Origin of the sequence: Amycolatopsis solani, assembly GCF_033441515.1 — a bacterium.
Taxonomy (GTDB): domain Bacteria; phylum Actinomycetota; class Actinomycetes; order Mycobacteriales; family Pseudonocardiaceae; genus Amycolatopsis; species Amycolatopsis solani.
In genome coordinates this window covers 936836-960834 of sequence record NZ_JAWQJT010000003.1, presented here as the reverse complement: position 1 = coordinate 960834, position 23999 = coordinate 936836, and the positions used below count along the sequence as shown (strand labels likewise).

The 23999-nt window shown below is 72.1% G+C and carries 13 protein-coding genes; 12 read left to right on the top strand and 1 reads right to left on the bottom strand.

Annotation, left to right across the window (positions count from 1 at the left end):
- The first annotated feature begins 279 nt into the window (after positions 1-279).
- From SD460_RS37035 to SD460_RS37025, 3 genes are all read left to right on the top strand, one after another.
- On the top strand, positions 280-1086 hold the full coding sequence (locus tag SD460_RS37035; protein WP_318307402.1) for an EamA family transporter: 807 nt from the start codon (positions 280-282) through the stop codon (positions 1084-1086).
- 1237 nt (positions 1087-2323) lie between these two features.
- Positions 2324-3667: a type I glutamate--ammonia ligase gene (locus SD460_RS37030; protein WP_290058007.1), complete on the top strand. Its 1344-nt coding sequence runs from the start codon at positions 2324-2326 to the stop codon at positions 3665-3667.
- A gap of 49 nt (positions 3668-3716) precedes the next feature.
- Complete coding sequence (locus SD460_RS37025) at positions 3717-4499, top strand: DUF6885 family protein (protein WP_318307401.1); 783 nt, start codon at positions 3717-3719, stop codon at positions 4497-4499.
- Here the strand turns inward: SD460_RS37025 and SD460_RS37020 are convergent.
- A complete protein-coding gene (locus SD460_RS37020) occupies positions 4477-5916 on the bottom strand; it encodes an amino acid permease (RefSeq protein ID WP_290062696.1) in 1440 nt (479 codons plus the stop codon). The genes SD460_RS37025 and SD460_RS37020 overlap by 23 nt on opposite strands.
- A 126-nt stretch (positions 5917-6042) precedes the next feature.
- Between SD460_RS37020 and malQ the strand changes: the two genes are divergently transcribed.
- The 9 genes from malQ to glgB all read left to right on the top strand — a co-directional run bounded on the left by malQ (position 6043) and on the right by glgB (position 23986).
- Positions 6043-7974 carry a 4-alpha-glucanotransferase gene (malQ, locus tag SD460_RS37015; RefSeq protein WP_290062695.1) on the top strand — a complete coding sequence of 644 codons (1932 nt, stop codon included), beginning with the start codon at positions 6043-6045 and terminating at the stop codon, positions 7972-7974.
- A 76-nt stretch (positions 7975-8050) separates the two neighbouring features.
- Positions 8051-10177, top strand: coding sequence for a glycogen debranching protein GlgX (gene glgX, locus SD460_RS37010; RefSeq protein WP_318307400.1), 2127 nt, complete (start codon positions 8051-8053; stop codon positions 10175-10177).
- Positions 10174-12438, top strand: coding sequence for a malto-oligosyltrehalose synthase (gene treY, locus SD460_RS37005; protein ID WP_290057577.1), 2265 nt, complete (start codon positions 10174-10176; stop codon positions 12436-12438). Before glgX (SD460_RS37010) ends, treY begins: the two co-directional genes overlap by 4 nt.
- Positions 12435-14147, top strand: coding sequence for a malto-oligosyltrehalose trehalohydrolase (treZ, locus tag SD460_RS37000; RefSeq protein WP_290057578.1), 1713 nt, complete (start codon positions 12435-12437; stop codon positions 14145-14147). The genes treY and treZ overlap by 4 nt, the downstream gene beginning before the upstream one ends.
- A 50-nt stretch (positions 14148-14197) precedes the next feature.
- The gene (gene glgX, locus SD460_RS36995) at positions 14198-16345 is read left to right on the top strand and encodes a glycogen debranching protein GlgX (protein WP_318307399.1); all 2148 of its coding nucleotides are present in this window, start codon (positions 14198-14200) and stop codon (positions 16343-16345) included.
- Between the two features lie 239 nt (positions 16346-16584).
- Positions 16585-18567, top strand: coding sequence for a maltotransferase domain-containing protein (locus SD460_RS36990; RefSeq protein WP_290057580.1), 1983 nt, complete (start codon positions 16585-16587; stop codon positions 18565-18567).
- A gap of 37 nt (positions 18568-18604) precedes the next feature.
- The gene (gene treS, locus SD460_RS36985; RefSeq protein WP_290057581.1) at positions 18605-20413 is read left to right on the top strand and encodes a maltose alpha-D-glucosyltransferase; all 1809 of its coding nucleotides are present in this window, start codon (positions 18605-18607) and stop codon (positions 20411-20413) included.
- Positions 20414-20418: 5 nt separating this feature from the next.
- Positions 20419-21792, top strand: coding sequence for a maltokinase N-terminal cap-like domain-containing protein (locus SD460_RS36980; RefSeq protein WP_318307398.1), 1374 nt, complete (start codon positions 20419-20421; stop codon positions 21790-21792).
- Between the two features lie 4 nt (positions 21793-21796).
- The gene (gene glgB, locus SD460_RS36975; RefSeq protein WP_318307397.1) at positions 21797-23986 is read left to right on the top strand and encodes a 1,4-alpha-glucan branching protein GlgB; all 2190 of its coding nucleotides are present in this window, start codon (positions 21797-21799) and stop codon (positions 23984-23986) included.
- Positions 23987-23999 lie beyond the last annotated feature (13 nt).

Here is a 23999-nt window from a genome sequence, read left to right as displayed (position 1 = left end):
GAACTGATGCCGGGGGCTGCGATCGCTCCCGGCTCCGCGGTGTTCGTGCTTCCACTCTTGCAGACGTTTCGCGGCTCGCAAGTGTTCCCGCGCCGGTGGGACCTGAGTCACGTCGATTTACCCCGGATGTCGTAGCCGGATCCCGCAATGCAGGAGACGAATACCCGGAGAGTTACGTTTTCCGTGGTCAGGCACCATGGGCTCGTGAGTACGGCGACAACCCCCCGACGGCTTTCCGCGGTCCCCGCTCCGCTCTTGTTCGTTCTCAGCGGAATTTCGATGTACGCCGGAGCGGCGGTCGCGGTCGACCTTTTCGGCCACGCGACCCCGGCGGGCGTGGCCTGGCTCCGCTGCCTCGGCGCGGCGGTGGTCCTCCTGGCCTGGCGCCGCCCACCCCGAGCCGCCTGGCGCGGCCGACGGCTCTGGCTGGCGATCGTGTTCGGCGTGGTGACGGCGGGCATGAACGTGCTCTTCTACGAGGCGATCGCCCGCCTCCCGCTGGGCACGGTGGTGGCACTGGAGTTCGCCGGCCCGGTACTCGTGGCGGCCCTCGGTTCGCGAACGGTGCGCGACGTGCTGGCCCTGGTCCTGGTGGCCTGCGGAGTGGTGGCGATCGCGGACGTCCGCATCGCGGGCTCGTTCCTGGGCGTGGCGTTCGCCCTGGCAGCCGCGGCGGCGTGGGCGGCGTACATCCTGCTGGGCAAGCGGGTGGCGGTGGACGGCGACGGCATCGACAGCCTGGCCATCGGCTTCGCGGCGGCGACGGTGGTGCTGTCCCCGTTGGCGTGGGGTACGGGGGAGCTGTGGTCTTCACCACGGTGGGTGGTGCTGGGGGTGGGGGTCGGGGTGCTGTCGACGGTGGTGCCGTACGCACTGGACCAGGTGGTGTTGCGGCGGCTGGGCCAGGCACGGTTCGCGGTGTTGCTGGCACTGCTCCCGGTGACGGCGGGCGTGATGGGGTTCTTGCTGCTGGGGCAGGTGCCTTCGGTGGCGGAGGCGCTGGGGACGCTGGCGGTGGTCGCGGGGGTGGCGCTGCGGAGCCGGGATGGTGTGACGCGGGGGGCGGGGGTGGAGCCGCCGGGGTGAGGCCTGGTGGGGGCAGCCGTTCTGGTGGAGCAGCTCGGTCTGGCCGCTTCCGCGGGACCGGAGTGGGCTGCTCGGGTGGGCTGCGCTTTGGTGGTGCCGGTCGGTCTGGCCGCTTCCGCGGGACCGGAGTGGGCTGCTCGGGTGGGCTGCGCTTTGGTGGTGCCGGTCGGTCTGGCCGCTCCCGCAGGACCGGAGTGGGCTGCTCGGGTGGGCTGCGCTTTGGTGGTGCCGGTCGGTCTGGCCGCTCCCGCAGGACCGGAGTGGGCTGATTTGGTCGGGCGGCTTTGGCGGGCCGCCCGGGTGGAGCCACAGGAGGGCTTGGGCGGGGCTGTAGCGGGGCTTGGGCGGGCTGAAGGCGCCGGTTTGCGGCTCAGGGTGGATTCGCCGGTCGCGGCCGTCCCAGGCAGCCTCGGGGTGCAGGTCGGGTCGCTCCTCTCGGCTTCGCCCGCCTGCGGCAGGTCGGCGAAGCCGGCGTGGCTGGGCCCGCCGGGGCGTGCTTTCGGGGACGTGCCCGCCGGACCTTTGCCCGCCAGGGCGTGTCTGCGGGGCCGTGTCCGCCGGTCTTCGCCCGCCGGGGCGTGTCTGCGGGGGCGCTGCCGGACTGCGGTCGTGGGGGTGTGCTCGCCGGACCTTCGTCCGTCCTTCGCACGTCAGAGCGTGCCTGCGGGAGCGTGCTCACCAGACTGTTCGTCCGGGAGCTTGCCGGCGCCGCTGGGGCCACCCGACCGTGTCTGCGGGAGTGAGCCGGCGCGCCGCTGGGCCCGGAGGACTGCGGCTGCGGGGGTGTGCTCGCCGGACCTTTGCCTGCCGGACCGCGCCTCCGGGAGCGTTCCGGCGCCGTTGGGGCCGCCAGATCGCGCCGGCGGGACCGCACGCGCCAGACCGTGTCTGCGGGAGCCTGCCCGCCAGACCTCGCCCGCCACAGCGTGCCTGCCGGACCGCGCCTCCGGGAGCGTTCCGGCGCCGTTGGGGCCGCCAGATCGCGCCGGCGGGACCGCACGCGCCAGACCGTGTCTGCGGGACCGTGCCCGCCAGACCTCGCCCGCCACAGCGTGCCTGCCGGACCGCACCCGCGGAACCGCCCCACCGAGTTCTCCACAGCCCGCCCGTGATGTGGACAACTCGCCTCCGCGCCCCCCTTTCCAAGCCGTTTCGTCGGACCCGCCCGATACGCTGGAGCGGGGCTCGTCCCCCGGGATGGGTGGGGTCCGTCCGGGGCCGGAGGAAGCGGGTGGCCATGACCAAGGCGGCGTCCGCGGCGGCGAAGGACTTCGCTGCCGCCGGGGTGGGGGGTGTTCACCTCGCCTGGGCGGACAACAACGGCATTCCGCGCTCGCGGATCGTTCCCGTCGCCGGGCTCGCCGACGCTGCCGTGCGGGGGGTGGGGGCCACCTCGCTCTTCGCCGTCTTCGACAGCCACGACGCCATCACCTACGGGCACGCCGGGCTCGCCACGCCGTCCGGGGACATCCGGCTCGTGCCCGTCGTCGAGCGGCTGCGGCGGCTGGCCGGGCAGCCCGCGCTCGCCTGGGCGCCCGTGCGGCAGCTCACGCGGGATGGCGAGCCGTGGCCCTACTGCCAGCGGGCCGTGCTCGAGGCCCAGGTCGCCGAGGGGGCTCGGCGGGGGCTCGAGTTCCGGGCCGGGTACGAGCTCGAATTCGCCGTCGCTCCCGCGGGCAGTGCCGACATCGTGACCGCGCCCGGGCACCCCGGGCCCGCCTACAGCCCGCACGCACTGGTCCGGCTCGACGGCTTCGTCGCCGCCCTGCTGCACGACTTCGCCGCCAACGGGCTGCGCATCGGGCAGTTGCACGCCGAGTACGGCGTTGCGCAGGTCGAGCTGTCGCTCGCCGCCACCGATCCGGTGGGTGCCGCCGATGATCAGCTGCTGGCGAGGCAGACCATTCACGCCGCCGCACACGCGCACGGGCTCGCCGTCAGCTTCGCGCCGCTCGTCGGGCTCGGTGCGGCCGGGAACGGCTGGCACCTGCACACCTCGGTGCACCGCAAGGGGCGGAACCTGCTCGACGACCTCGGCGGGGACGGGGCCGGCTACCTCGCCGGGCTGCTGCGCGACCTGCCGGCGCTGACCGCGGTCACCGCGCCGAGCGTTCCGTCCACCCTGCGGCTGCGGCCCGGCTACTTCGCGGGCGCGTACGCGTTCTGGGGCGTCGAAAACCGCGAAGCGCCGCTGCGGTACGTCCCCGGCTCGCCGCTGCTGGGCGTCGGCCACGCGAACGTCGAGCTCAAGACGTCCGACGCCTCGGCCAACCCCTATCTCGCGCTGGCGGTCGTGCTCGCCGCCGGGATGGCCGGCATCGAGGACGCCTGCGCGCTGTCCGAGCCGATCGGGGAAGACCCGGGCGGCTGGACGGCGGGGGAGCGGGAGACGCGCGGGGTGCGGCGGCTGCCGGCCGACACCGCCGAACAGGACGCCGCGCTGCTCGCCACGCCGCGGATCGCCGGGGTGCTCGGCGACGACCTGCTGGGCGCCTTCCGCGCCGTCCGGGCGTCCGACGCGGCGTGGGCGGCCGAACGCACGGCCGACGAGATCGTCGCCGCGCACCTGTGGCGTTATTGAAGGCTGGGATGATGACCCCACGGAATCCGGGAAGTCACTGAGGGGACCGATGTCTTCGGGGATCGACGGCGGGCAGCTCGACCTGTCCGGGGTGCGCTGGCTGCCGGGCGGCGCGCGGCTGGCCGCGGTGGCCCAGGCGGAGCTGCCGCAGAAGGACGGCCTGGCCGCGGCGTTCTGCGGCCTCGCGGCGCTGCGCGCGGCCGGGCTCGACGTGCCCGACCAGGACGCCGTCGCGGCGGCCGCGGGCACCGTCCGCGGGCCGGTCGTGCGCCCGCGGGGCGAAGCCGGCCGCGCCGGGTTCCGGGTGCCGCTGCCGGTCGTCGACGATCCGGCCGCCGCCGGGACGAGGGTTTCCGGGCTGGCCACCGCCGTCGGCTCGCTGTCGCGCGGGGCACTGACGGCGGTGCCGGTCACGGGGTCGTGGACCACCGAGTCGCTCTTCGACCTGCTGGTCGGCCTGTGGGACGTCCCGCGCGTCGCGGTGATCGCCCGGGTCGACGGCGCCGAGCTCGGCGCCCACGACACCCCGGAACGCGCGCTGCTCGACTACCTCGACACCGGCGTCCCGCCCCTCTGGACGTCCCGCTGGCGCCCGCCCGGCGGCCACTTCGTGCTCTTGGCCGGGATCCGCATCGGCGCCGAAGGCACCCTGGTGTCCGTTGTGGACACTTACCCGTCGTTGGGCGACAACGGGATCCACGACCAGCCGGTCGAATGGGTGACGGCGGCGCTGAGCGGACTCGGCGTCCTCGTGGCCGTCGACGCCGACCAGGCCGGCGTCGTCCGCGAAGCGGCCCGCGTCGCCGGGCTCAGTCCGTCCCCTTGGGACTGACCGCGTTCTCGGGCGCGAAGCGGGAGTGCCGCCTGCCGTAGGCGAAGTAGATCACCAGGCCGATCACCAGCCACGCCGCGAACCGGATCCACGTCAGCACGTTGAGGTTGAGCATCAGGTACAGGCACGCCAGCGCGGCCAGGACCGGGACCACCGGCGAGAACGGCACGGAGAACGGCCGGTCCAGGTCGGGACGGCGGCGCCGCAGCACCGGGACCGCCACCGCCACGATGATCATCGCCGACAGCGCGCCGATGCTCACCATGTCGGCCAGCTCGGAGATCGGGATGAACGCGGCCAGCACGGCGATCAGCGCCGCGCCGCCGATCGTCATCCGGTGCGGGGTGCCCCAGCGCGGGTGCGCCTGGCCGAGCGCCTTCGGCAGCAGGCCGTCGCGCCCCATCGCGAAGCCGATCCGCCCGATCGTCACCAGCTCGACCATCATCACCGACGTCAGGCCGGTGACCGCCCCGAGGGAGATCAGCGCGCCGACCCAGTGCTGGCCGACCCGGTCGAACGCGTCCGCCAGCGGCGCGCCCGTGTCGATGTCGGTGAACGGGATCATGCCGGTCAGCACGATCGACACGCCGATGTAGAGCAGCGCGCACACCGCGAGCGCGCCGAGGATGCCGACGCGGAGGTCCTTGCGCGGGTTGAGCGTCTCCTCGCCGAGGTTCGCGAGGGCTTCGAAACCGGTGTAGGCGAAGAACACGACCGCGGCGGCGGTGATCATGCCCGCGATGCCGTACACCGACTGCTCGAGTCCCAGCGCGGCCTGGACGATGGGTTGCTCGAGCACCGTCGTCCCGGCCGCGGGCGCCTGGGCCGGCGGAATGAACGGCGTCAGGTTGGCGCCCTTGACGAAGAACAGGCCGACCGCGAGCACCAGCACGCAGACGGCGACCTTCACGCACACCAGCAAGTTGGTCAGCCAGGCGGACTCCTTGATGCCCAGCACGGCGACGACGGTCAGCACGGCGATGATGAGCACCGCGCCGACGTTGACCTTCGCGTCTTCGCCGAACCACTCCGGCGAGAGCCCGAGCAGGTTCGCCAGGTAGCCCGACCAGCCGCGCGACACCACGGCGGCGCCGAGCGCGAACTCCAGCAGCAGGTCCCAGCCGATGATCCAGGCGAACACCTCCCCGAGGGTGGCGAAGGCGTACGTGTAAGCGCTTCCCGCCGTCGGGACGCTCGAGGCGAGCTCGGCGTAGCACAGCGCCGCGAGCCCGGCGACGACCGCGCCCAGCACGAACGACAGCGTCACGGACGGCCCGGCGTGCGTCTTCGCCTCGACACCCGCGAGGGTGAAGATGCCGGTACCGATGATGATCCCGACGCCGAACCCGACCAGGTCGCGCCCGCGCAGCCGCCGCTTGAGCTCTCCGGAGTCCTGGCGGGCCAGCACCTCGTCCACGTTCAGCGTTCTCCGCACACCCATGAGGAGAAGTTAGAAGGTCACGGGGGTTCCCGCAGCGCGGCCGCGGAGTGACGTCTTCCCGCGCGGATGGCGGGAAAGGCTCCGCACCGGAATGCTGGTCCCGTGCCCGACGAGATCCCCGCCCGCAGTGCCCTGCACCAGCTAGCCGACCGGTACGGCGTCGCCACCCGGTACGAGAACGCCGACCAGGTCTGGGTCGACGTGGACGACGAGGTCGTCGCCGCCGTTCTCCGGCAGTTCGGGGTCGACGTGACCAGCGCCGACGCCGTCGCCGACACCCCCGCGCTGCCGCCGACCATCGTGGTCGAGGAGGGTGCGACCAGGGCGCTGCCCGGGGACGCCGAGGTCGTGCTCGAGGACGGGACGCGCCGCCGGGTGAGCGGTGAGCTGCCCGGTGACCTGCCGCTCGGCTGGCACCGGGTGGTCACCGCCGAGCAGGACGTCGTGCTCGCGGTCGTGCCCGCGAAGCTGCCCGTCGTGACCCCCGCGTGGGGGTGGATGCTGCAGCTCTACTCCCTGCACTCCGCCGGGTCGTGGGGCATCGGGGACTACGCCGACCTCGCCACCTTCGCGGCGCGGTCGGCGGCCGAGCTGGACGCCGGGGTCGTGCTGGTCAACCCCGTGCAGGCGATCAGCCCGGCGCACCCCGTCGAGCGGTCGCCGTATTCGCCCGCGAGCCGCCGGTTCGCCAACCCCGTCTACCTGCGGGTCACCGACACCGAGACGTTCGCGCGGGCCGATGCCGCGACGCGGGCGGCGGTCGAGTCGCTGGCGCCCGACCGGGACGGGGAGCTGATCGACTACGACGCCGTCTGGACGGCGAAGCGGGCCGCGCTCGAACTGCTGTGGCCGCACCGCGTCGAAGACGTACCCGAAGACGGGGACCTGCGGGAATTCGGCCTCTTCTGCGCGCTCGCCGAAGTGCACGGCGCCGACTGGCGGGACTGGCCGGAAGGCCTGCGGGACCCCGCCGGGGCCGACGTCGGGAAGGCCCGTGACGAGCTGCGGGACCGCGTCGCCTTCCACAGCTGGCTGCAGCACCTCTGCCGGGTCCAGCTGGAGGCCGCGCGAACCGCGGCCCGCGACGCCGGGATGACCGTCGGAATCGTCCACGACCTCCCGGTCGGGGTGCACCCCGGTGGCGCCGACACCTGGGCGGCGCGGGACGTCTTCGCCGCCGACGTGCGGGTCGGCGCGCCGCCGGACGCGTTCAACCAGCAGGGGCAGGACTGGAACCTGCCGCCGTGGCGGCCCGACAAGCTGGCCGAGGCCGGGTACGCGCCCTTCCGGGACGTCATCCGCGGGGTCCTTCGCTACGCCGACGGCATCCGCGTCGACCACATCGCCGGGCTGTGGCGGCTCTGGTGGATCCCGCCGGGCGAGCCCGCGCACCGCGGCACCTACGTGCACTACGACGCCGAGGCGATGACCGGGGTGCTCGCGCTCGAGGCGCACCGGGCCGGCGCGGTCGTCGTGGGGGAGGACCTCGGGACCGTCGAAGAGGTCGTCACCGAAACCATGCACGAGCGGGGCATGCTCAGCTCCGCCGTCCTGTGGTTCGAACGCGACTGGGACGCGCCGGGCCAGCCGTTCACGCCCCCGGAGAGCTGGGACCCGGACGCGATGGCCAGCATCTCCACGCACGACCTGCCGACCGTCTCGGGCTGGCTGCGCGGCGAGCACGTCCGCGTGCGCGCCGAGCTGGGGCTGCTGGACCGCGGTGCCGACGCCGAGGAAGAAGCCGCCGCGGCCGAACGGGCGGCGCTCATGGATCTTGTTGCGCGCGAAGGGATTCCGGACGGCGATCCGGTCGTCGCGCTGCACACCCTGCTCGCGAAAGCCGCTTCGAGGCTGGTTCTCACCTCGCCGGCCGACGTCTCGGGCCAGGTGCGGCAGCCGAATCTGCCCGGCACGGTCGACCAGTACCCTAACTGGCGGATCCGCCTCCCCGTCAGCGTCGACGGCTTCTTCACCGCGAAGGGGGTCCGCGCGGCGGTCGCACCGCTCGCGGCGGCCCGTCCGTTGCCCGGGTAACGGCTTCTTCGCGGCGCACGACTCACGTCCGTCGACACGGACGACACCGGCACGACCCAAGCTCGAGGAGACCTCAGTGCGGCCCTGGCCAGGAACGCCCTACCCGCTCGGCGCCACCTACGACGGAGTGGGGACGAACTTCGCCCTGTTCTCCGAGGTGGCCGAGCGGGTCGAACTGTGCCTGTTCGACGCCGACGGCAACGAGACGCGCCACGCGCTCGAAGAGGTGGACGGCTTCGTCCACCACGGCTACCTGCTCAACGTCGGGCCCGGGCAGCGGTACGGGTTCCGGGTGCACGGCCCGTACGACCCGAAGCGCGGCCTGCGCTGCAACCCGAACAAGCTGCTCATCGACCCGTACGCGAAGGCCGTCTCGCACGGCGTGAAGTGGGACGAGTCGCTGTTCGGCTACCAGTTCGACAACCCCGAGGAGCGCAACGACGCCGACTCCGCGGGCCGGGTGCCGTACTCGCTGGTCGCGAACCCGTTCTTCGACTGGGGCAACGACCGCCAGCCGAAGCGGCCGTACAACGAGACGGTCATCTACGAGGCCCACGTCAAGGGCATGACCGTGAACCACCCGTTCGTGCCCGAGGCGCTGCGGGGCACGTACGCCGGGCTCGCGCACCCCGCCGTCGTCGAGCACCTGCAGAAGCTCGGCGTCACCGCGGTGGAACTGCTGCCGGTGCACCAGTTCGTCTCCGACCACGGCCTCGAGGAAAAGGGCCTCACGAACTACTGGGGCTACAACACGATCGGGTACTTCGCGCCGCACGACTCGTACGCGGCGATGCCCGGCGAGGGCGGGCAGGTCCAGGAGTTCAAGGGCATGGTGAAGGCCTTCCACGAGGCCGGCATCGAAGTCATCCTGGACGTGGTTTACAACCACACGGCCGAGGGAAACCACCTCGGGCCGACGCTGTCGATGCGGGGCATCGACAACGAGGCCTACTACCGGCTGGTGGAGGGGGAGCCCGAGTACTACATGGACTACACCGGCACCGGGAACTCCCTCAACGTCCGCAACCCGCACACCCTGCAGCTGATCATGGACTCGCTGCGGTACTGGGTGACGGAGATGCACGTCGACGGCTTCCGCTTCGACCTCGCCTCCGCGCTGGCGCGCGAGTTCTACGACGTCGACCGGCTGTCCACGTTCTTCGACCTCGTGCAGCAGGACCCGATCGTCAGCCAGGTGAAGCTGATCGCCGAGCCGTGGGACGTCGGGCCCGGCGGGTACCAGGTCGGCAACTTCCCGCCGTTGTGGACGGAGTGGAACGGGCAGTACCGCGACACCGTCCGCGACTTCTGGCGCGGCGAGCCCTCGACGCTCGGCGAGTTCGCCTCCCGCATCACCGGCTCGTCGGACCTCTACCAGGACGACGGCCGCCGCCCGTTCGCGTCGATCAACTTCGTCACCGCGCACGACGGCTTCACGCTGCGGGACCTGGTGTCCTACAACGAAAAGCACAACGAGGCCAACGGCGAGGACGGCCGCGACGGCGCCGACGACAACCGGTCGTGGAACCACGGGGTCGAGGGCGAAACCGACGACCCCGAGGTGAACGAGCTGCGCCTCCGCCAGCAGCGCAACATGCTGGCCACGGTACTGCTCTCCCAGGGCGTGCCGATGATCCTGCACGGCGACGAGTTCGGCCGGACCCAGCAGGGCAACAACAACGTCTACTGCCAGGACTCCGCACTGTCCTGGATGGACTGGGAACTGGCCAAGGAGAACGCGGACCTGGTCAAGTTCACCGGCGGGCTGAGCGCGTTCCGGCACAAGCACCCGGTGTTCCGCCGCCGCCGGTTCTTCCAGGGCGGGCCGGTCGGCAAGGGCGACAAGCTCGGCGACATCGCCTGGTTCACCCCGGCCGGCGAAGAGATGACCGAGCAGAACTGGGACGACGGCTTCGGCAAGGCGGTCGTCGTCTTCCTCAACGGCAAGGCGATCCCGGACCTCGACCAGCGCGGCATGAAGGTCGAGGACGACTCGTTCCTGCTCGCCTTCAACGCCCACTACGAGGACATCGACGCCAAGCTCCCGGGCAACGGGTACGGCAGGCAGTGGACCGTCGTCGTCGACACCGCGACCGGCGAGGTGGAGCCCGCCGGCGCGGAACCGATCGAAGGCGGCGGCCAGCTGACCCTCCCCGCCCGGTCCCTGATCGTGCTGCAGCGGACGGAGACGGAATCCGAATGACGGTGCCGGAGTCGACCTACCGGGTGCAGCTGCGCCCGGAGTTCACCTTCGCCGACGCGGCCGGCCTCGCCGGCTACCTGCGCGACCTCGGCATCGGCGCGCTCTACGCGTCGCCGGTGCTGGACGCGACGCCCGGGTCGACGCACGGCTACGACGTCGTCGACCCGACGCGCGCGCGGCCCGAGCTGGGCGGCGAGGACGCCCGCCGCGAGCTGAGCGCGAAGCTGAAGGAGGCCGGGCTCGGCCTGGTCGTGGACATCGTGCCGAACCACATGTCGGTCGAGGTCCCGAAGGCGAACCGGTTCTGGTGGGACGTGCTCCGGCACGGTCGCGACTCGCAGTACGCGGCCTACTTCGACGTCGACTGGGACCGCGGCCCGATCCTGCTGCCGGTGCTGGGCGACGACGACGCCGTCGCGGACCTGTCGGTCGACGGCGGCGAACTCGTCTACTACGACCACCGCTTCCCGCTCGCCCCCGGCACCGAAGGCGGGACGCCGCAAGAGGTCCACGAGCGCCAGCACTACCGCCTGATCGGCTGGCGCCGCGGCAACGCGGAGCTGACCTACCGCCGGTTCTTCGACATCACGAACCTGGCCGCCGTGCGCGTCGAGGACCCGACGGTGTTCGCCGAGACGCACGGCGAGGTGCTGCGCTGGGTCGCCGCCGGCGACGTCACGGGCCTGCGCGTCGACCACCCGGACGGCCTCGCCGACCCCGGCGGCTACTTCCGGCGGCTGCGCGAGAACGCCCCGGGCGCGTGGATCGTGGCGGAGAAGATCCTGCACCCGGGCGAGCCGCTGCCGCAGAGCTGGCCGGTCGACGGGACCACCGGCTACGACGCCCTGCGCGAGATCGCCGGTGTGTTCGTGGACCCGGACGGCGAGCCCGGCTTCACCGAGCTCGCGAACGAGCTGGGCGTGAAGACCGGCTACCACCGCGTCGAGGCCGAGGCCCGGCGCCTGGTCACCGACCGCATCCTGGTCGCCGAGGTCCGGCGGATCGCCGCGCTGCTGCGGGACGTCGACGCCGGAACCGCGCGGCAGGCGGTGGCCGAGACCATGATCGCCTTCCCGGTCTACCGCTCCTACCTGCCCGAAGGCGCGGCGCACTGGGCCGCCGCGATCGCCGGGGCGCGCCAGGCCCGGCCCGACCTCGCCGAGGCGCTCGAAGCCCTCGACGCGCAGGTCCGCGCCGAGCCGGACGGCGAGCTGGCCACCCGGCTCCAGCAGACGTCCGGCATGGTGGTGGCCAAGGGCACCGAGGACACGACGTTCTACCGCTACACCCGTTTCGCCGCGCTCAACGAGGTCGGCGGCAACCCGGACCGCTTCGGCCTGGACGTCGAGGAGTTCCACCGGCTGGCGGCCGAGCGCGAAGCCGGTTACCCGGCCGCGATGACGACGCTGACCACGCACGACACCAAGCGCTCCGAGGACACCCGCGCCCGGATGGCCGTGCTCGCCGAACTGCCCGGCGAGTTCGCCGAAGCGGTCCGGCGGTGGACCGCGAAGCACGGGATCGACGAGCCGTCGCTCAACCTGCTCGCCTGGCAGACGCTCGTGTCCACCTGGCCGATCGAGCCGGGCCGGCTGCGGGACTACCTCGACAAGGCGGCGAAGGAGGCCAAGCTCCGGACCAGCTGGACCGAGCACGACGAAGCCTTCGAGGCCGCCGTCGCCGCCTGGCCCGACGCCGTCGTGGACGACGCCGACGTCGCCGCGTTCGTCGCGCGGATCGAACGGCCGGGCTGGAGCAACTCGCTCGGCCAGAAGCTCGTTCAGCTGACCGCGCCCGGCGTCCCGGACGTCTACCAGGGCACCGAACTGTGGGACTTCTCGCTGGTCGACCCGGACAACCGCCGCCCGGTCGACTACGCGGTCCGCCGCGAGCTGCTCACGCGGATCGCCGACGGCGAGCTGCCGGAGATCGACGCGTCGGGCGCGGCGAAGCTGCTGGTCGTGCACAAGGCGCTGAAGCTGCGCCAGGAGCACCCCTCGCTGTTCCACGGCTACCGGCCGCTGCGTGCCGAGGGCGTCGCGGCGGAGCACTGCCTGGCGTTCACCCGCAGCCCCGATCTGGCCGTCGCGGTCACCCGGCTGCCGGTCGGCCTCGAAGCCGCGGGCGGCTGGCGCGACACCGTGCTCCCGCTGCCGGACGGCGTCTGGACCGACGTCCTCACCGGCCGCGACGCGACGCCGGACCTGGCCACCCTGTTCGACCGCTACCCCGTCGCGTTGCTGGTGCGAGGAGACGCATGAAGTTCAGCGTGTGGGCCCCCGCGGCCCGCCGGGTCCGGGTGAGCGTCGACGCGGGCGTGCACGAGATGACCGCGGCCGACGGCGGCTGGTGGCACGCCGACGCCGAAGGCATCAACTACGCCTTCCTCCTGGACGACGACGACCAGCGGCTGCCCGACCCGCGGTCGCGGTGGCAGCCCCACGGCGTCCACGGGGAGTCGCGCGTCTACGACCACGCCGGGTTCGAGTGGACCGACGACGCCTGGCACGGCCGCCAGCTGCCCGGCGCCGTCGTCTACGAACTGCACGTCGGCACCTTCACCGAAGGCGGCACCTTCGACGCCGCGATCGACCGGCTCGGCCACCTCGTCGACCTCGGCATCACGCACGTCGAGCTGCTGCCGGTGAACTCCTTCGACGGCACCGCGGGCTGGGGCTACGACGGCGTCCTCTGGGGCGCGGTCCACGAGCCCTACGGCGGCCCGGACGGGTTCAAGCGGTTCGTCGACGCGGCCCACGCGCGCGGCCTGGCGGTCGTGCTCGACGTCGTCTACAACCACCTCGGGCCTTCGGGTGCCTACCTCGACCGGTTCGGCCCGTACTTCGCCGGCCAGAACGACTGGGGCCCCGGCCTCAACCTCGACGGCCCCGGCTCCGACGAGGTCCGCCGGTACGTCGTGGACAACGCGCTGAGCTGGTTCCGCGACTTCCACGTCGACGCGCTGCGCCTGGACGCCGTCCACGCGCTGCTGGACCGGCGGGCCGTCCACCTGCTCGAACAGCTCGCGGTCGAGACCGAGGCGCTGTCGGCGGCGCTGAACCGGCCGCTGACGCTGATCGCCGAGTCCGACCTCAACGACCCGAAGCTCGTCACGCCCCGCGAGCGCGGCGGCTACGGCCTGCACGCCCAGTGGTCGGACGACTTCCACCACGCCCTGCACGTCAAGCTGACCGGCGAGACGACGGGGTACTACACCGACTTCGCCGCGCCGGACGCGCTCGAGCGGGTGCTGCGCGAGGTGTTCTTCCACGCGGGGACCTGGTCGTCCTTCCGGGAGCGGACCCACGGCCGTCCGGTCGACACCCGGACCGTGCCCGGCCACCGCTTCCTCGGCTACCTGCAGAACCACGACCAGATCGGCAACCGCGCGACCGGCGACCGGCTGTCGGCGACGGTTTCGCCGGGCCGGCTGGGCTGCGGCGCGGCGATCCTGTTCTGCTCGCCGTTCACGCCGATGGTGTTCATGGGGGAGGAGTGGGCGGCGAGCACGCCGTGGCAGTTCTTCGCCTCCTTCCCGGACCCCGAGCTGGCCGACGCCGTCCGCACGGGCCGCCGCCGCGAGTTCTCCCGGCACGGCTGGGGCGAGTCGGACGTGCCCGACCCGATGGACCCGGCCACCGTGGACCGGTCCCGGCTGGACTGGGCCGAGGTCGAGCAGCCCGGTCACCGCGAGGTGCTGGAGCTCTACCGCGCGTTGATCCGGCTGCGCCGCGAACGGCCCGAGCTGGCCGGCCCCGGGGTCGCCGAGCTGCGCGTCGACAGCTCGCCGGACGGGTCCTGGCTCGTCCTGCACCGCGGCTCGCTCCGGCTGGCGGTCAACTTCGGTCCCGGCCCGGTCACCCTGCCGCTCGGCGCCACCGATGCCCTGCTCACCTGGGGCGGCGCCGACGTCGACGGCGGGGCCGCCCAGCTGCCGCCGGACGGTTTCGTTCTGGTCGAAACCCGATAACCGGATCGCACATCCAGCGCGAACCGACCGGTATCTGGGACGATTCAGGAATGGCCACACGACCCTCCGCCGACCACGTCCTCGCCGGTCGCCCCTTCCCGCTCGGTGCCCACCCCGAGGCGGGGGGCGTGCGGTTCGCGATCACGTCCGCCGTCGCGGACGCCGTCGAGCTGTGCCTGATCGACGCCGACGGGTCGGAACGCCGGATCGCGCTGACCGAGCGCACGTTCGGCGTCTGGCACGGCCTGGTGCCCGGGGTGACGCCGGGGCAGCGCTACGGCTACCGGGTCCACGGCCCGTACGACCCCGCCCGCGGCCTGCGCTGCAACCCGCACAAGCTGCTGGTGGACCCGTACGCGCGGCAGATCACCGGCGGGCTGACCGACCTGACCGCGGCCCAGGGCTTCACCGGCGACCCGGAGCGCGGCTCGATGTCCACAGTGGATTCACTGGGCAGCGTGCCGCTGTCGGTGGTCAGCTCGCCGGGCGGGCCGGACACCGGGGTCAAGCCGGAGGTGCCGTTCGAAGAGGCGGTCGTCTACGAGCTGCACGTCAAGGGGTTCACCCAGCGGCACCCGTTCATCCCGGAAGCGCTGCGCGGCACCTACCTCGGCCTGGCCCACCCGGTCGCGATCGAGTACCTGACCCGGCTCGGCGTCACGTCGGTGGAGCTGCTGCCGGTGCACTCGTTCCTCGACGAGCCGTCGCTGCTGCGCGCCGGACGGCACAACTACTGGGGCTATTCGCCGCTCGGCTTCTTCGCGCCGCACGCCGCGTACGCCAGCGAACCGGGCCACGAGGTCGAGGAGTTCCGGCTGATGGTGGCCGCGCTGCACGCGGCGGGCATCGAAGTGATCCTCGACGTCGTGTTCAACCACACCTGCGAAGGCGGGCCGGACGGGCCGACGCTGAGCTTCCGCGGGCTGAACGCGCCGGTCTACTACCTGCACACCGACCGCGGGCACATGGCCGACATCACCGGCTGCGGCAACACCCTGGAGGCGGGCTCGCCGACCGTCGTGCGGCTGGTGACCGACTCGCTGCGCTACTGGACGCAGGAGATGGGCGTCGACGGCTTCCGGTTCGACCTCGCCAGTACGCTCGGGCGGCCCCGCGGCGGCGCGTTCGACCCGGCCTCGACGCTGCTCACCGCGATCACCACCGACCCGGTGCTGTCCCGGTGCAAGCTGATCGCCGAGCCGTGGGACGCCACCGGCGAGGGCTACCGCGTCGGCGGCTTCGGCGCCCAGTGGGCCGAGTGGAACGGCCGCTACCGCGACACGGTCCGCGACTTCTGGCGCGGCGCGACCGGCGTGCGCGACCTCGCCTACCGGCTGTCCGGTTCGTCGGACCTCTACGACCACAACCTGCGCCGTCCGTGGCAGTCGATCAACTTCGTCACCGCGCACGACGGCTTCACGCTGCGGGACCTGGTGTCCTACAACGAAAAGCACAACGAGGCCAACGGCGAGGACAACCGCGACGGGACCAACGACAACCGCTCGTGGAACCACGGCGTGGAGGGGGAGACCACCGACCCGGCGATCCGCGCGCTGCGCGCCCGGCAAGCCCGGAACATGTTCGCCACGCTGCTGCTGTCCACCGGCACGCCGATGCTCACCATGGGCGACGAGTTCTGGCGGACCCAGCACGGCAACAACAACGCGTACTGCCTCGACGACGAAACGTCCTGGCTGGACTGGACGCCGGACGACCCCGAAGCCGAAACCATGCTCACGTTCGCCCGCCGGGTGGTGCGGCTGCGCGCGAACAGCCCGGCGCTGCGGCAGCCGGAGTTCTTCGAAGGCCGGACCACCCCCACCGGCAAGCCCGACCTGGTCTGGTTCCGCCCGGACGGCGAGGAGTTCGGCGAGAACGACTGGTTCGAGGAGCGCCACACGCTCGGCATGTGGATCGACGGCTCGAACAGCCAGGCCCGCAACCGCGAGGGCGCGCTGGTGCCCGACCACTCGTGGCTGCTGTGGCTGCACGCGGGCGACGCGCCGGGCGAGGTCGTCCTGCCGGGCCGCGAGTACGGCGAGACGTTCAAGCCGACGCTCGACACGAGCACCGCGGACGGCAGCCCGGCCAACCCGGGCGTGCTGGAGGCCAAGAGCCGGGTGACGCTGCAGTCGCGGTCGCTGCTTCTGCTGCGCGCCCCGCGGCTGGCGGCGGACCCGGCGCCCGAACCCTACTGACGCGTACCGGGGCGACGTTTCGTCCATTCGGGTACGGGTGTTCAGCGGCGCGAGCCGGCGGCCGGGCCGGACGCGCGCTTAACCTGACGGACATCTGCCGGAAATTCGTTGCGGGGAAAGCGTTTCGGTCGCACCCGGGTGGGTACAGAACAAGGGAGCCCTGACTCGATCGTGCGTGATCGAGTCAGGCAGACTGACGACGCCTGCGCTTCCAACCGACACACCGAGGGGCGTTGCCCATGACCGGCCGGCTCGGCATCGACGACGTCTCCCCCAGCGTGAGCTGCGGCCGGTATCCGGCCAAAGCCGTTGTGGGGGAACACATCCCGGTCACCGCGACCGTCTGGCGGGAGGGTCACGACGCCGTCGCCGCGACGGTCGCGTGGCGTGGTCCCGGCGACCGCCTGACGCGCCAGACGCGGATGGTGCCGCGGGGACCCGACCACCCCGACGAGTTCGCCGCCGTGATCGTCCCCGACGTCACCGGCGCGTGGACCTTCCGGATCGACGCCTGGAGCGATCCCTGGGCGACGTGGGAGCACACCGTCGAGGTGAAGGTCGCCGCCGGGCAGGGGCCCGAGGACCTCGCCAACGACCTCGAAAACGGCGCCCGGCTGCTGGAGCGCGTCTCCCGCCGTCCCGACCGCCGCGCGGAGAAAGCGCTCCTGACCGGCGCGGTGGCCGCGTTGCGCGACGAGACGCGCGGCCTCGCCGAGCGCGTCGGGCCCGCGCTGTCGCCCGAAATCCGCCAGCTCATGCGCGAATTCCCGGTGCGCGAACTGATCACCAAGGGCAAGCCGCTCAAGCTGTGGGTCGACCGGCGCCGCGCCGCGTACGGCTCCTGGTACGAGCTCTTCCCGCGCTCCACCGGCGGGCTCGACGCCGAGGGCAAGGCGGTGCACGGCACCTTCGCCACCGCGTCGGCCGCGCTCGACCGGGTCGCGAAGATGGGCTTCGACGTCGTCTACCTGCCGCCGATCCACCCGATCGGCCGGGTGAACCGCAAGGGCCCCAACAACACCCTCGACGCCAAGCCCGAAGACGTCGGCTCGCCGTGGGCCATCGGCGCCGACGAGGGCGGGCACGACTCGATCCACCCCGACCTCGGCACCTTCGACGACTTCGACGCCTTCGTCGCCCGCTCCGAGGAGCTGGGCATGGAGGTCGCGCTCGACTTCGCGCTGCAGGCCGCGCCCGACCACCCGTGGGTCCTGAAGAACCCCGAGTTCTTCACCACCCGCCCGGACGGCTCGATCGCCTACGCGGAGAACCCGCCGAAGAAGTACCAGGACATCTACCCGATCAACTTCGACAACGACCCCAAGGGCGTCTACGAAGAGATGCTCCGGGTGATCACGGTCTGGATCGACCACGGGGTCAAGATCTTCCGGGTCGACAACCCGCACACCAAGCCGCCGGACTTCTGGGCCTGGCTGATCCAGTCGGTCAAGGACGCCCACCCCGACGTGCTGTTCCTGGCCGAGGCGTTCACCCGCCCGGCGCGGCTGTGGGGCTTGGCCCGGCTCGGCTTCACCCAGAGCTACACCTACTTCACCTGGCGGACCGGCAAGCAGGAACTGATCGACTTCGCCGTCGACCTGCGCGACCACTGGAACGAAGGCCGCCCGAACCTGTTCGTCAACACCCCGGACATCCTTCACGAGTCGCTGCAGCGCGGCGGTCCCGGCATGTTCGCGCTGCGGGCCGCGCTGGCCGCGACGCTCTCGCCGACGTGGGGCGTCTACTCCGGCTACGAGCTGTTCGAGCACGTCCCGGTCCGCGACGGCAGCGAGGAGTACCTCGACTCCGAGAAGTACCAGCTGCGGCCGCGCGACTTCGAGCGCGCGCTCGCCGAGGGGCGCTCGCTGGAGCCGTGGATCGCGAAGCTGAACGCCGTCCGCCGCGCGCACCCCGCGCTGCAGCAGATGCGCACGCTGCACTTCCACCACGTCGACAACGACGCGCTGCTCGCGTACTCCAAACAGGACCCCGCCACCGGTGACACCGTGGTCACCGTCGTGACCCTCGACCCGTACGGGCCGCAGGAGGGCACGCTGTGGCTCGACACGGCGGCGCTCGGGTTCGAGGCGCACGAGCGGCTGATCGCGCACGACGAGGTCACCGGCGACACCTGGGACTGGGGGCCGGCGAACTTCGTGCGGCTCGAGCCCTGGCGGGCCGTGGCGCACGTGGTGTCGGTCCGGCGGCGGCTGGCCGGTTAGCGGGGAAGGAACGGATCGAGGGACTGAGGTGGAACACATGGCGGAGGAAGCCCGCCCCGACGCGGCGCTCGGGCTGGAAGGTGTGCCGCACACCGGTGAGGCGATGACCGCCGACGGCATGCTCGTGGAGCCCCAGGCCGGCGACTTCCGCTCGGCGCAGCAGGCGCCGAGCAACCCGGAGTGGTTCAAGGGCGCGGTGTTCTACGAGGTGCTGGTGCGCGCGTTCGCCGACTCGAACGGCGACGGCACCGGCGACCTGCGCGGCCTGGCCGGCCGGCTGGACTACCTGGCGTGGCTCGGCATCGACTGCCTCTGGCTGCCGCCGTTCTACGCCTCGCCGTTGCGCGACGGCGGCTACGACATCAGCGACTTCCGGGCGGTGCTGCCGGAGTTCGGCAGCGTCGAGGACTTCGTCTTCCTGCTGAACGAGGCGCACCGGCGCGGCATCCGGGTGATCACCGACCTGGTGCTCAACCACACGTCGGACGCGCACCCGTGGTTCCAGCAGTCGCGCAACGAACCCGACGGCCCGTACGGCGACTACTACGTGTGGAGCGACGACGATTCGCGCTACGCCGACGCGCGGATCATCTTCGTCGACACCGAGACGTCGAACTGGACCTACGACCCGGTGCGCGGCCAGTTCTACTGGCACCGGTTCTTCTCCCACCAGCCCGACCTGAACTTCGAGAACCCCGACGTCCAGAACGCGATGATCGACACCCTGCGGTTCTGGCTCGACCTCGGCATCGACGGGTTCCGCCTCGACGCCGTGCCGTACCTGTTCGAGCAGGAGGGCACCAACTGCGAGAACCTGCCGCGCACGCACGAGTTCCTCAAGCGCTGCCGCAAGGTCGTCGACGACGAGTACCCGGGCCGGATCCTGCTGGCCGAGGCCAACCAGTGGCCCTCGGACGTCGTCGAGTACTTCGGCGACCCGGCGGTCGGCGGCGACGAGTGCCACATGGCGTTCCACTTCCCGCTGATGCCGCGGATCTTCATGGCCGTGCGCCGCGAGTCGCGGTTCCCGATCTCGGAGATCCTCACCCAGACCCCGGAGATCCCCAGCGGCACCCAGTGGGGCATCTTCCTGCGCAACCACGACGAGCTGACCCTCGAGATGGTCACCGACGAAGAGCGCGACTACATGTACGCGGAGTACGCCAAGGACCCGCGCATGAAGGCCAACATCGGCATCCGCCGGAGGCTGGCCCCGCTGCTGGACAACGACCGGAACCAGCAGGAGCTCTTCACCGCGATGCTGCTGTCCCTGCCGGGCTCGCCCGTTCTGTACTACGGTGACGAGATCGGCATGGGAGACAACATCTGGCTCGGCGATCGCGACGCGGTGCGCACCCCCATGCAGTGGACCCCGGACCGCAACGCGGGGTTCTCCTCCTGCGACCCGGGCCGCATCTACCTGCCGGTGATCATGGACCCGGTGTACGGCTACCAGGGCCTGAACGTCGAGGCGCAGTCGAACAACGCGTCTTCGCTGCTCAACTGGACCCGGCGGATGATCGAGGTGCGCAAGGAGCACCACGCCTTCGCCGAAGGCGAGTTCGTCGACCTCGGCGGGTCCAACCCGAGCGTGCTGGCCTACAAGCGCCAGTGGCGGCGCCCGGACGGCGGCGAAGACGTCGTGCTCTGCGTGAACAACCTGTCCCGGTTCCCGCAGCCGGTGGAGCTGGACCTGTCCGCGCACCGCGGGTGCACGCCGGTGGAGCTCACCGGCGGTGTGCAGTTCCCCAGCATCGGGGACCTGTCGTACTTGCTGACGCTGCCCGGGCACGGCTTCTACTGGTTCCAGCTGACGAGCCCGGGAGACGAAGGCGAAACGAGGTGAGTCCCTTGTCCGACCCGCGTGAGCTGGTCGACGATCTGGCCGAGGACCTGAAGCGCTGGCTGCCCGAGCAGCGCTGGTTCGCCGGCAAGGACCGGCCGGTGACCGGCGTCCGGCCGCTCGGCGTGACCGAGCTGGTCGCCGGCGATCCGCAGCTGCTGCACGTGGTCGTCGAGGTCGCCCAGGGCGACCGGCGCGAGCCCTACCAGCTGCTCGTCGGACGGCGGACGCACCCGCCGGAGATCTCGTCGGGCAGCTGGATCGGCGCGGTCGGCGACCTCAACGCCTACGAGGCGTCCGGCGACCTCGACGTCACCGGCGTGCTGCTGGACCTGATGGCGCGGGAAGACACCGTCGGCTCGCTCGTCTTCGAGCACGAGCCCGGCGTCGAGCTGGACACCGGCCTGCGGGCGCGGCCGATCTCCTCGGAGCAGAGCAACACGTCCCTGGTCTACAGCGGGCAGTACATCCTCAAACTGTTCCGGAAGCTGACGCCGGGCAAGAACAAGGACCTGCTGCTGCACCGCGCTCTGCAGGGCGTCGACAGCAAGCACATCGCGCCGGTGCTCGGCTCGATCACCGGTGACCTCGACGGCGAGCCGACCACGGTGGGCATGCTCCAGCAGTTCGTCGCGGACGCGGTCGACGGCTGGGCGATGGCCACCACCAGCGTCCGCGACCTGATGGCCGCGCCGGAGCTGCACGCCGAGGAGGTCGGCGGCGACTTCGCCGGCGAGGCCGAGCGGCTCGGGCGCGCGGTCGCCGAGGTGCACGCCGACCTGGCCGAGGCCCTCGGCACGGAGAGCGTCGACGCCGCCGAGCTGGAGCGCACCACGAAGGCGATGGCCGCCCGGCTCGACACGATCGCCGGCCGGGTCCCGGAGCTGGCGGCGCACGCCCCGGCGCTGCGGGCGGCGTTCGAGAAGCTGGAGGCGTTGCCCGCCGGCTCGGTGACCATGCAGTACATCCACGGCGACCTGCACCTGGGCCAGGTGCTGCGGACCGTCGGCGGCTGGCTGCTGATCGACTTCGAGGGCGAGCCCGCGGCGCCGGTGGAGGAACGCCACGCGCTGCGGTCGCCGTTGCGCGACGTGGCGGGCATGCTGAGGTCGTTCGACTACGCGGCCCAGCAGCTGCTGGTCGGGCAGCCCGACGAGCCGGCGCTGGCCGAGCGGGCCTTGGAGTGGTCCCAGCGCAACCGGGCGGCCTTCTGCGAGGGCTACGCCGCGGTCGCGGCGGACCCGCGCGAACAAGGCGAGCTGCTGCGCGCCTTCGAACTGGACAAGGCGGTCTACGAAGTGGGTTACGAGCACGCGAACCGGCCCGACTGGCTCGGCGTGCCGCTCGCTTCGATCGCCCGGATCACGAGCGGAGAGGGATGACACCGTGAACGCCGTTCCGGAAGGCCTCCCGGCCGCGGCCCCGCCGGCTGCCGACATCGACCGGCTGCTGGCCGGTTCCCACCACGACCCGCACGCCGTCCTCGGCGTGCACCCGGCGGGCAAGGGGTTCGTGGCGCGGGCGCTGCTGCCCGGCGCCAAGGCCGTCACGCTGCAGGCGGGCGAACACCGGTACCCGATGGAGCCGGTGATCGACGCCCTGTTCGCCGTCGCGGTGCCGGAGCACCCCGGCGACTACCGGCTGGAAGTCGAGTACGACGGGCACACGACGACCACCGACGACCCGTACCGCTGGTTGCCCACGGTGGGCGAGCTGGACCTGCACCTGATCGGCGAAGGCCGCCACGAGCGGCTGTGGGAGGCGCTCGGCGCGCACGTCCGGTCGTACGAGACGGCCAACGGCGTCGTCGCGGGGACGTCGTTCGCGGTGTGGGCGCCGAACGCGCGCGGCATCCGCGTGATCGGCGACTTCAACGGCTGGGACGGGCGCGGGCACCCGATGCGCTCGCTCGGCTCGTCCGGGATCTGGGAGCTGTTCGTGCCCGGCGTCGGCGTGGGCACCTGCTACAAGTTCCGGATCCTCGGCGCCGACGGAAACTGGCACGAGAAGGCCGACCCGATGGCGTTCGCCACGGAGCAGCCGCCCGCGACGGCGTCGGTCGTCACGGCCTCCGGCCACATGTGGGACGACGACGTGTGGGTCGCCCAGCGCGAGGCGACCGAGTGGGCCGCGGCGCCGATGAGCGTCTACGAGGTCCACCTCGGCTCGTGGCGGCCCGGCCTCGACTACCGGGAGCTGGCCGACCAGCTCGGCGACTACCTCGTCGAGACCGGCTTCACGCACGTGGAGCTGCTGCCGGTGTCGGAGCACCCGTTCGGCGGCTCGTGGGGCTACCAGGTGACGTCGTACTACGCGCCGACGTCCCGCTTCGGTTCCCCGGACGACTTCCGCTACTTCGTCGACCGCCTGCACCAGCGGGGGATCGGCGTGCTCGTCGACTGGGTGCCCGCGCACTTCCCGAAGGACAGCTGGGCGCTGGCGAAGTTCGACGGCACCGCGCTGTACGAGCACGCGGACCCGCGCCGCGGCGAGCAGCCCGACTGGGGCACGCTCGTGTTCGACTTCGGCCGCAACGAGGTCCGCAACTTCCTCGTCGCGAACGCGCTGTACTGGATCGAGGAGTTCCACCTCGACGGCCTGCGCGTCGACGCGGTGGCGTCGATGCTGTACCTGGACTACTCCCGCAACGAAGGGGAGTGGCTGCCGAACCAGTACGGCGGCCGCGAAAACCTGGACGCGGTGAAGTTCCTGCAGGAGCTGAACGCGACCGTCTACAAGCGACACCCGGGCATCGTGATGGTGGCCGAGGAGTCGACGGCGTGGCCGGGCGTCACGCGCCCGACGCACCTGGGCGGCCTGGGTTTCGGGTTCAAGTGGAACATGGGCTGGATGCACGACACGCTCCGGTACCTGTCGCACGAGCCGGTCCACCGCGCGTACCACCACAACGAGATGACGTTCTCGCTCGTGTACGCGTGGAGCGAGAACTTCGTGCTGCCGCTGTCGCACGACGAAGTGGTGCACGGCAAGGGATCCCTGTGGGGCCGCATGCCGGGCGACGCCTGGAACAAGGCGGCCGGGCTGCGCTCGCTGCTGGCGTTCATGTGGGCGCACCCGGGCAAGCAGCTGCTGTTCATGGGCGGCGAGTTCGGCCAGGAGGGGGAGTGGTCGGAGCAGCGTTCGCTCGACTGGCACCTGCTGGACGAGCCGCTGCACCGCGGCGTCCAGGACCTGCTGCGGTCACTGAACGCGGTGTACCGCTCGTCGCCGGCGCTGTTCAGCCAGGACACCTCACCCGACGGCTTCGCCTGGATCGACGCGAACGATTCGAGCGGCAACGTCCTGAGCTTCCTGCGGATCGGCACCGACGGCTCCCGGCTGGCCTGCATCGCGAACTTCTCCGGCGCCCCGCACCACGACTACCGCGTCGGCCTCCCGGCCGCCGGACGGTGGCGCGAGGTGGTCAACACCGACGCGGAGGCGTACGGCGGCTCCGGGGTGGGCAACCTGGGCGCGGTGGAGGCAACGGAGGACCCGTGGCACGGCCAGCCGGCCTCGGCGGTGCTCCAGCTGCCCCCGGCGGGCGTCCTCTGGCTGGTGGAGGAATCCGACTGACGGTTCGGCCCGG

Bases quoted from the DNA above. Each gene is read 5' to 3' on its own strand.
- SD460_RS37035 (WP_318307402.1), top strand. From the start codon at position 280: ATGTACGCCGGAGCGGCGGTCGCGGTCGACCTTTTCGGCCACGCGACC.
- SD460_RS37030 (WP_290058007.1), top strand. From the start codon at position 2,324: ATGACCAAGGCGGCGTCCGCGGCGGCGAAGGACTTCGCTGCCGCCGGG.
- SD460_RS37025 (WP_318307401.1), top strand. From the start codon at position 3,717: ATGTCTTCGGGGATCGACGGCGGGCAGCTCGACCTGTCCGGGGTGCGC.
- treY (WP_290057577.1), top strand. From the start codon at position 10,174: ATGACGGTGCCGGAGTCGACCTACCGGGTGCAGCTGCGCCCGGAGTTC.
- treZ (WP_290057578.1), top strand. From the start codon at position 12,435: ATGAAGTTCAGCGTGTGGGCCCCCGCGGCCCGCCGGGTCCGGGTGAGC.
- glgX (WP_318307399.1), top strand. From the start codon at position 14,198: ATGGCCACACGACCCTCCGCCGACCACGTCCTCGCCGGTCGCCCCTTC.
- SD460_RS36990 (WP_290057580.1), top strand. From the start codon at position 16,585: ATGACCGGCCGGCTCGGCATCGACGACGTCTCCCCCAGCGTGAGCTGC.
- treS (WP_290057581.1), top strand. From the start codon at position 18,605: ATGGCGGAGGAAGCCCGCCCCGACGCGGCGCTCGGGCTGGAAGGTGTG.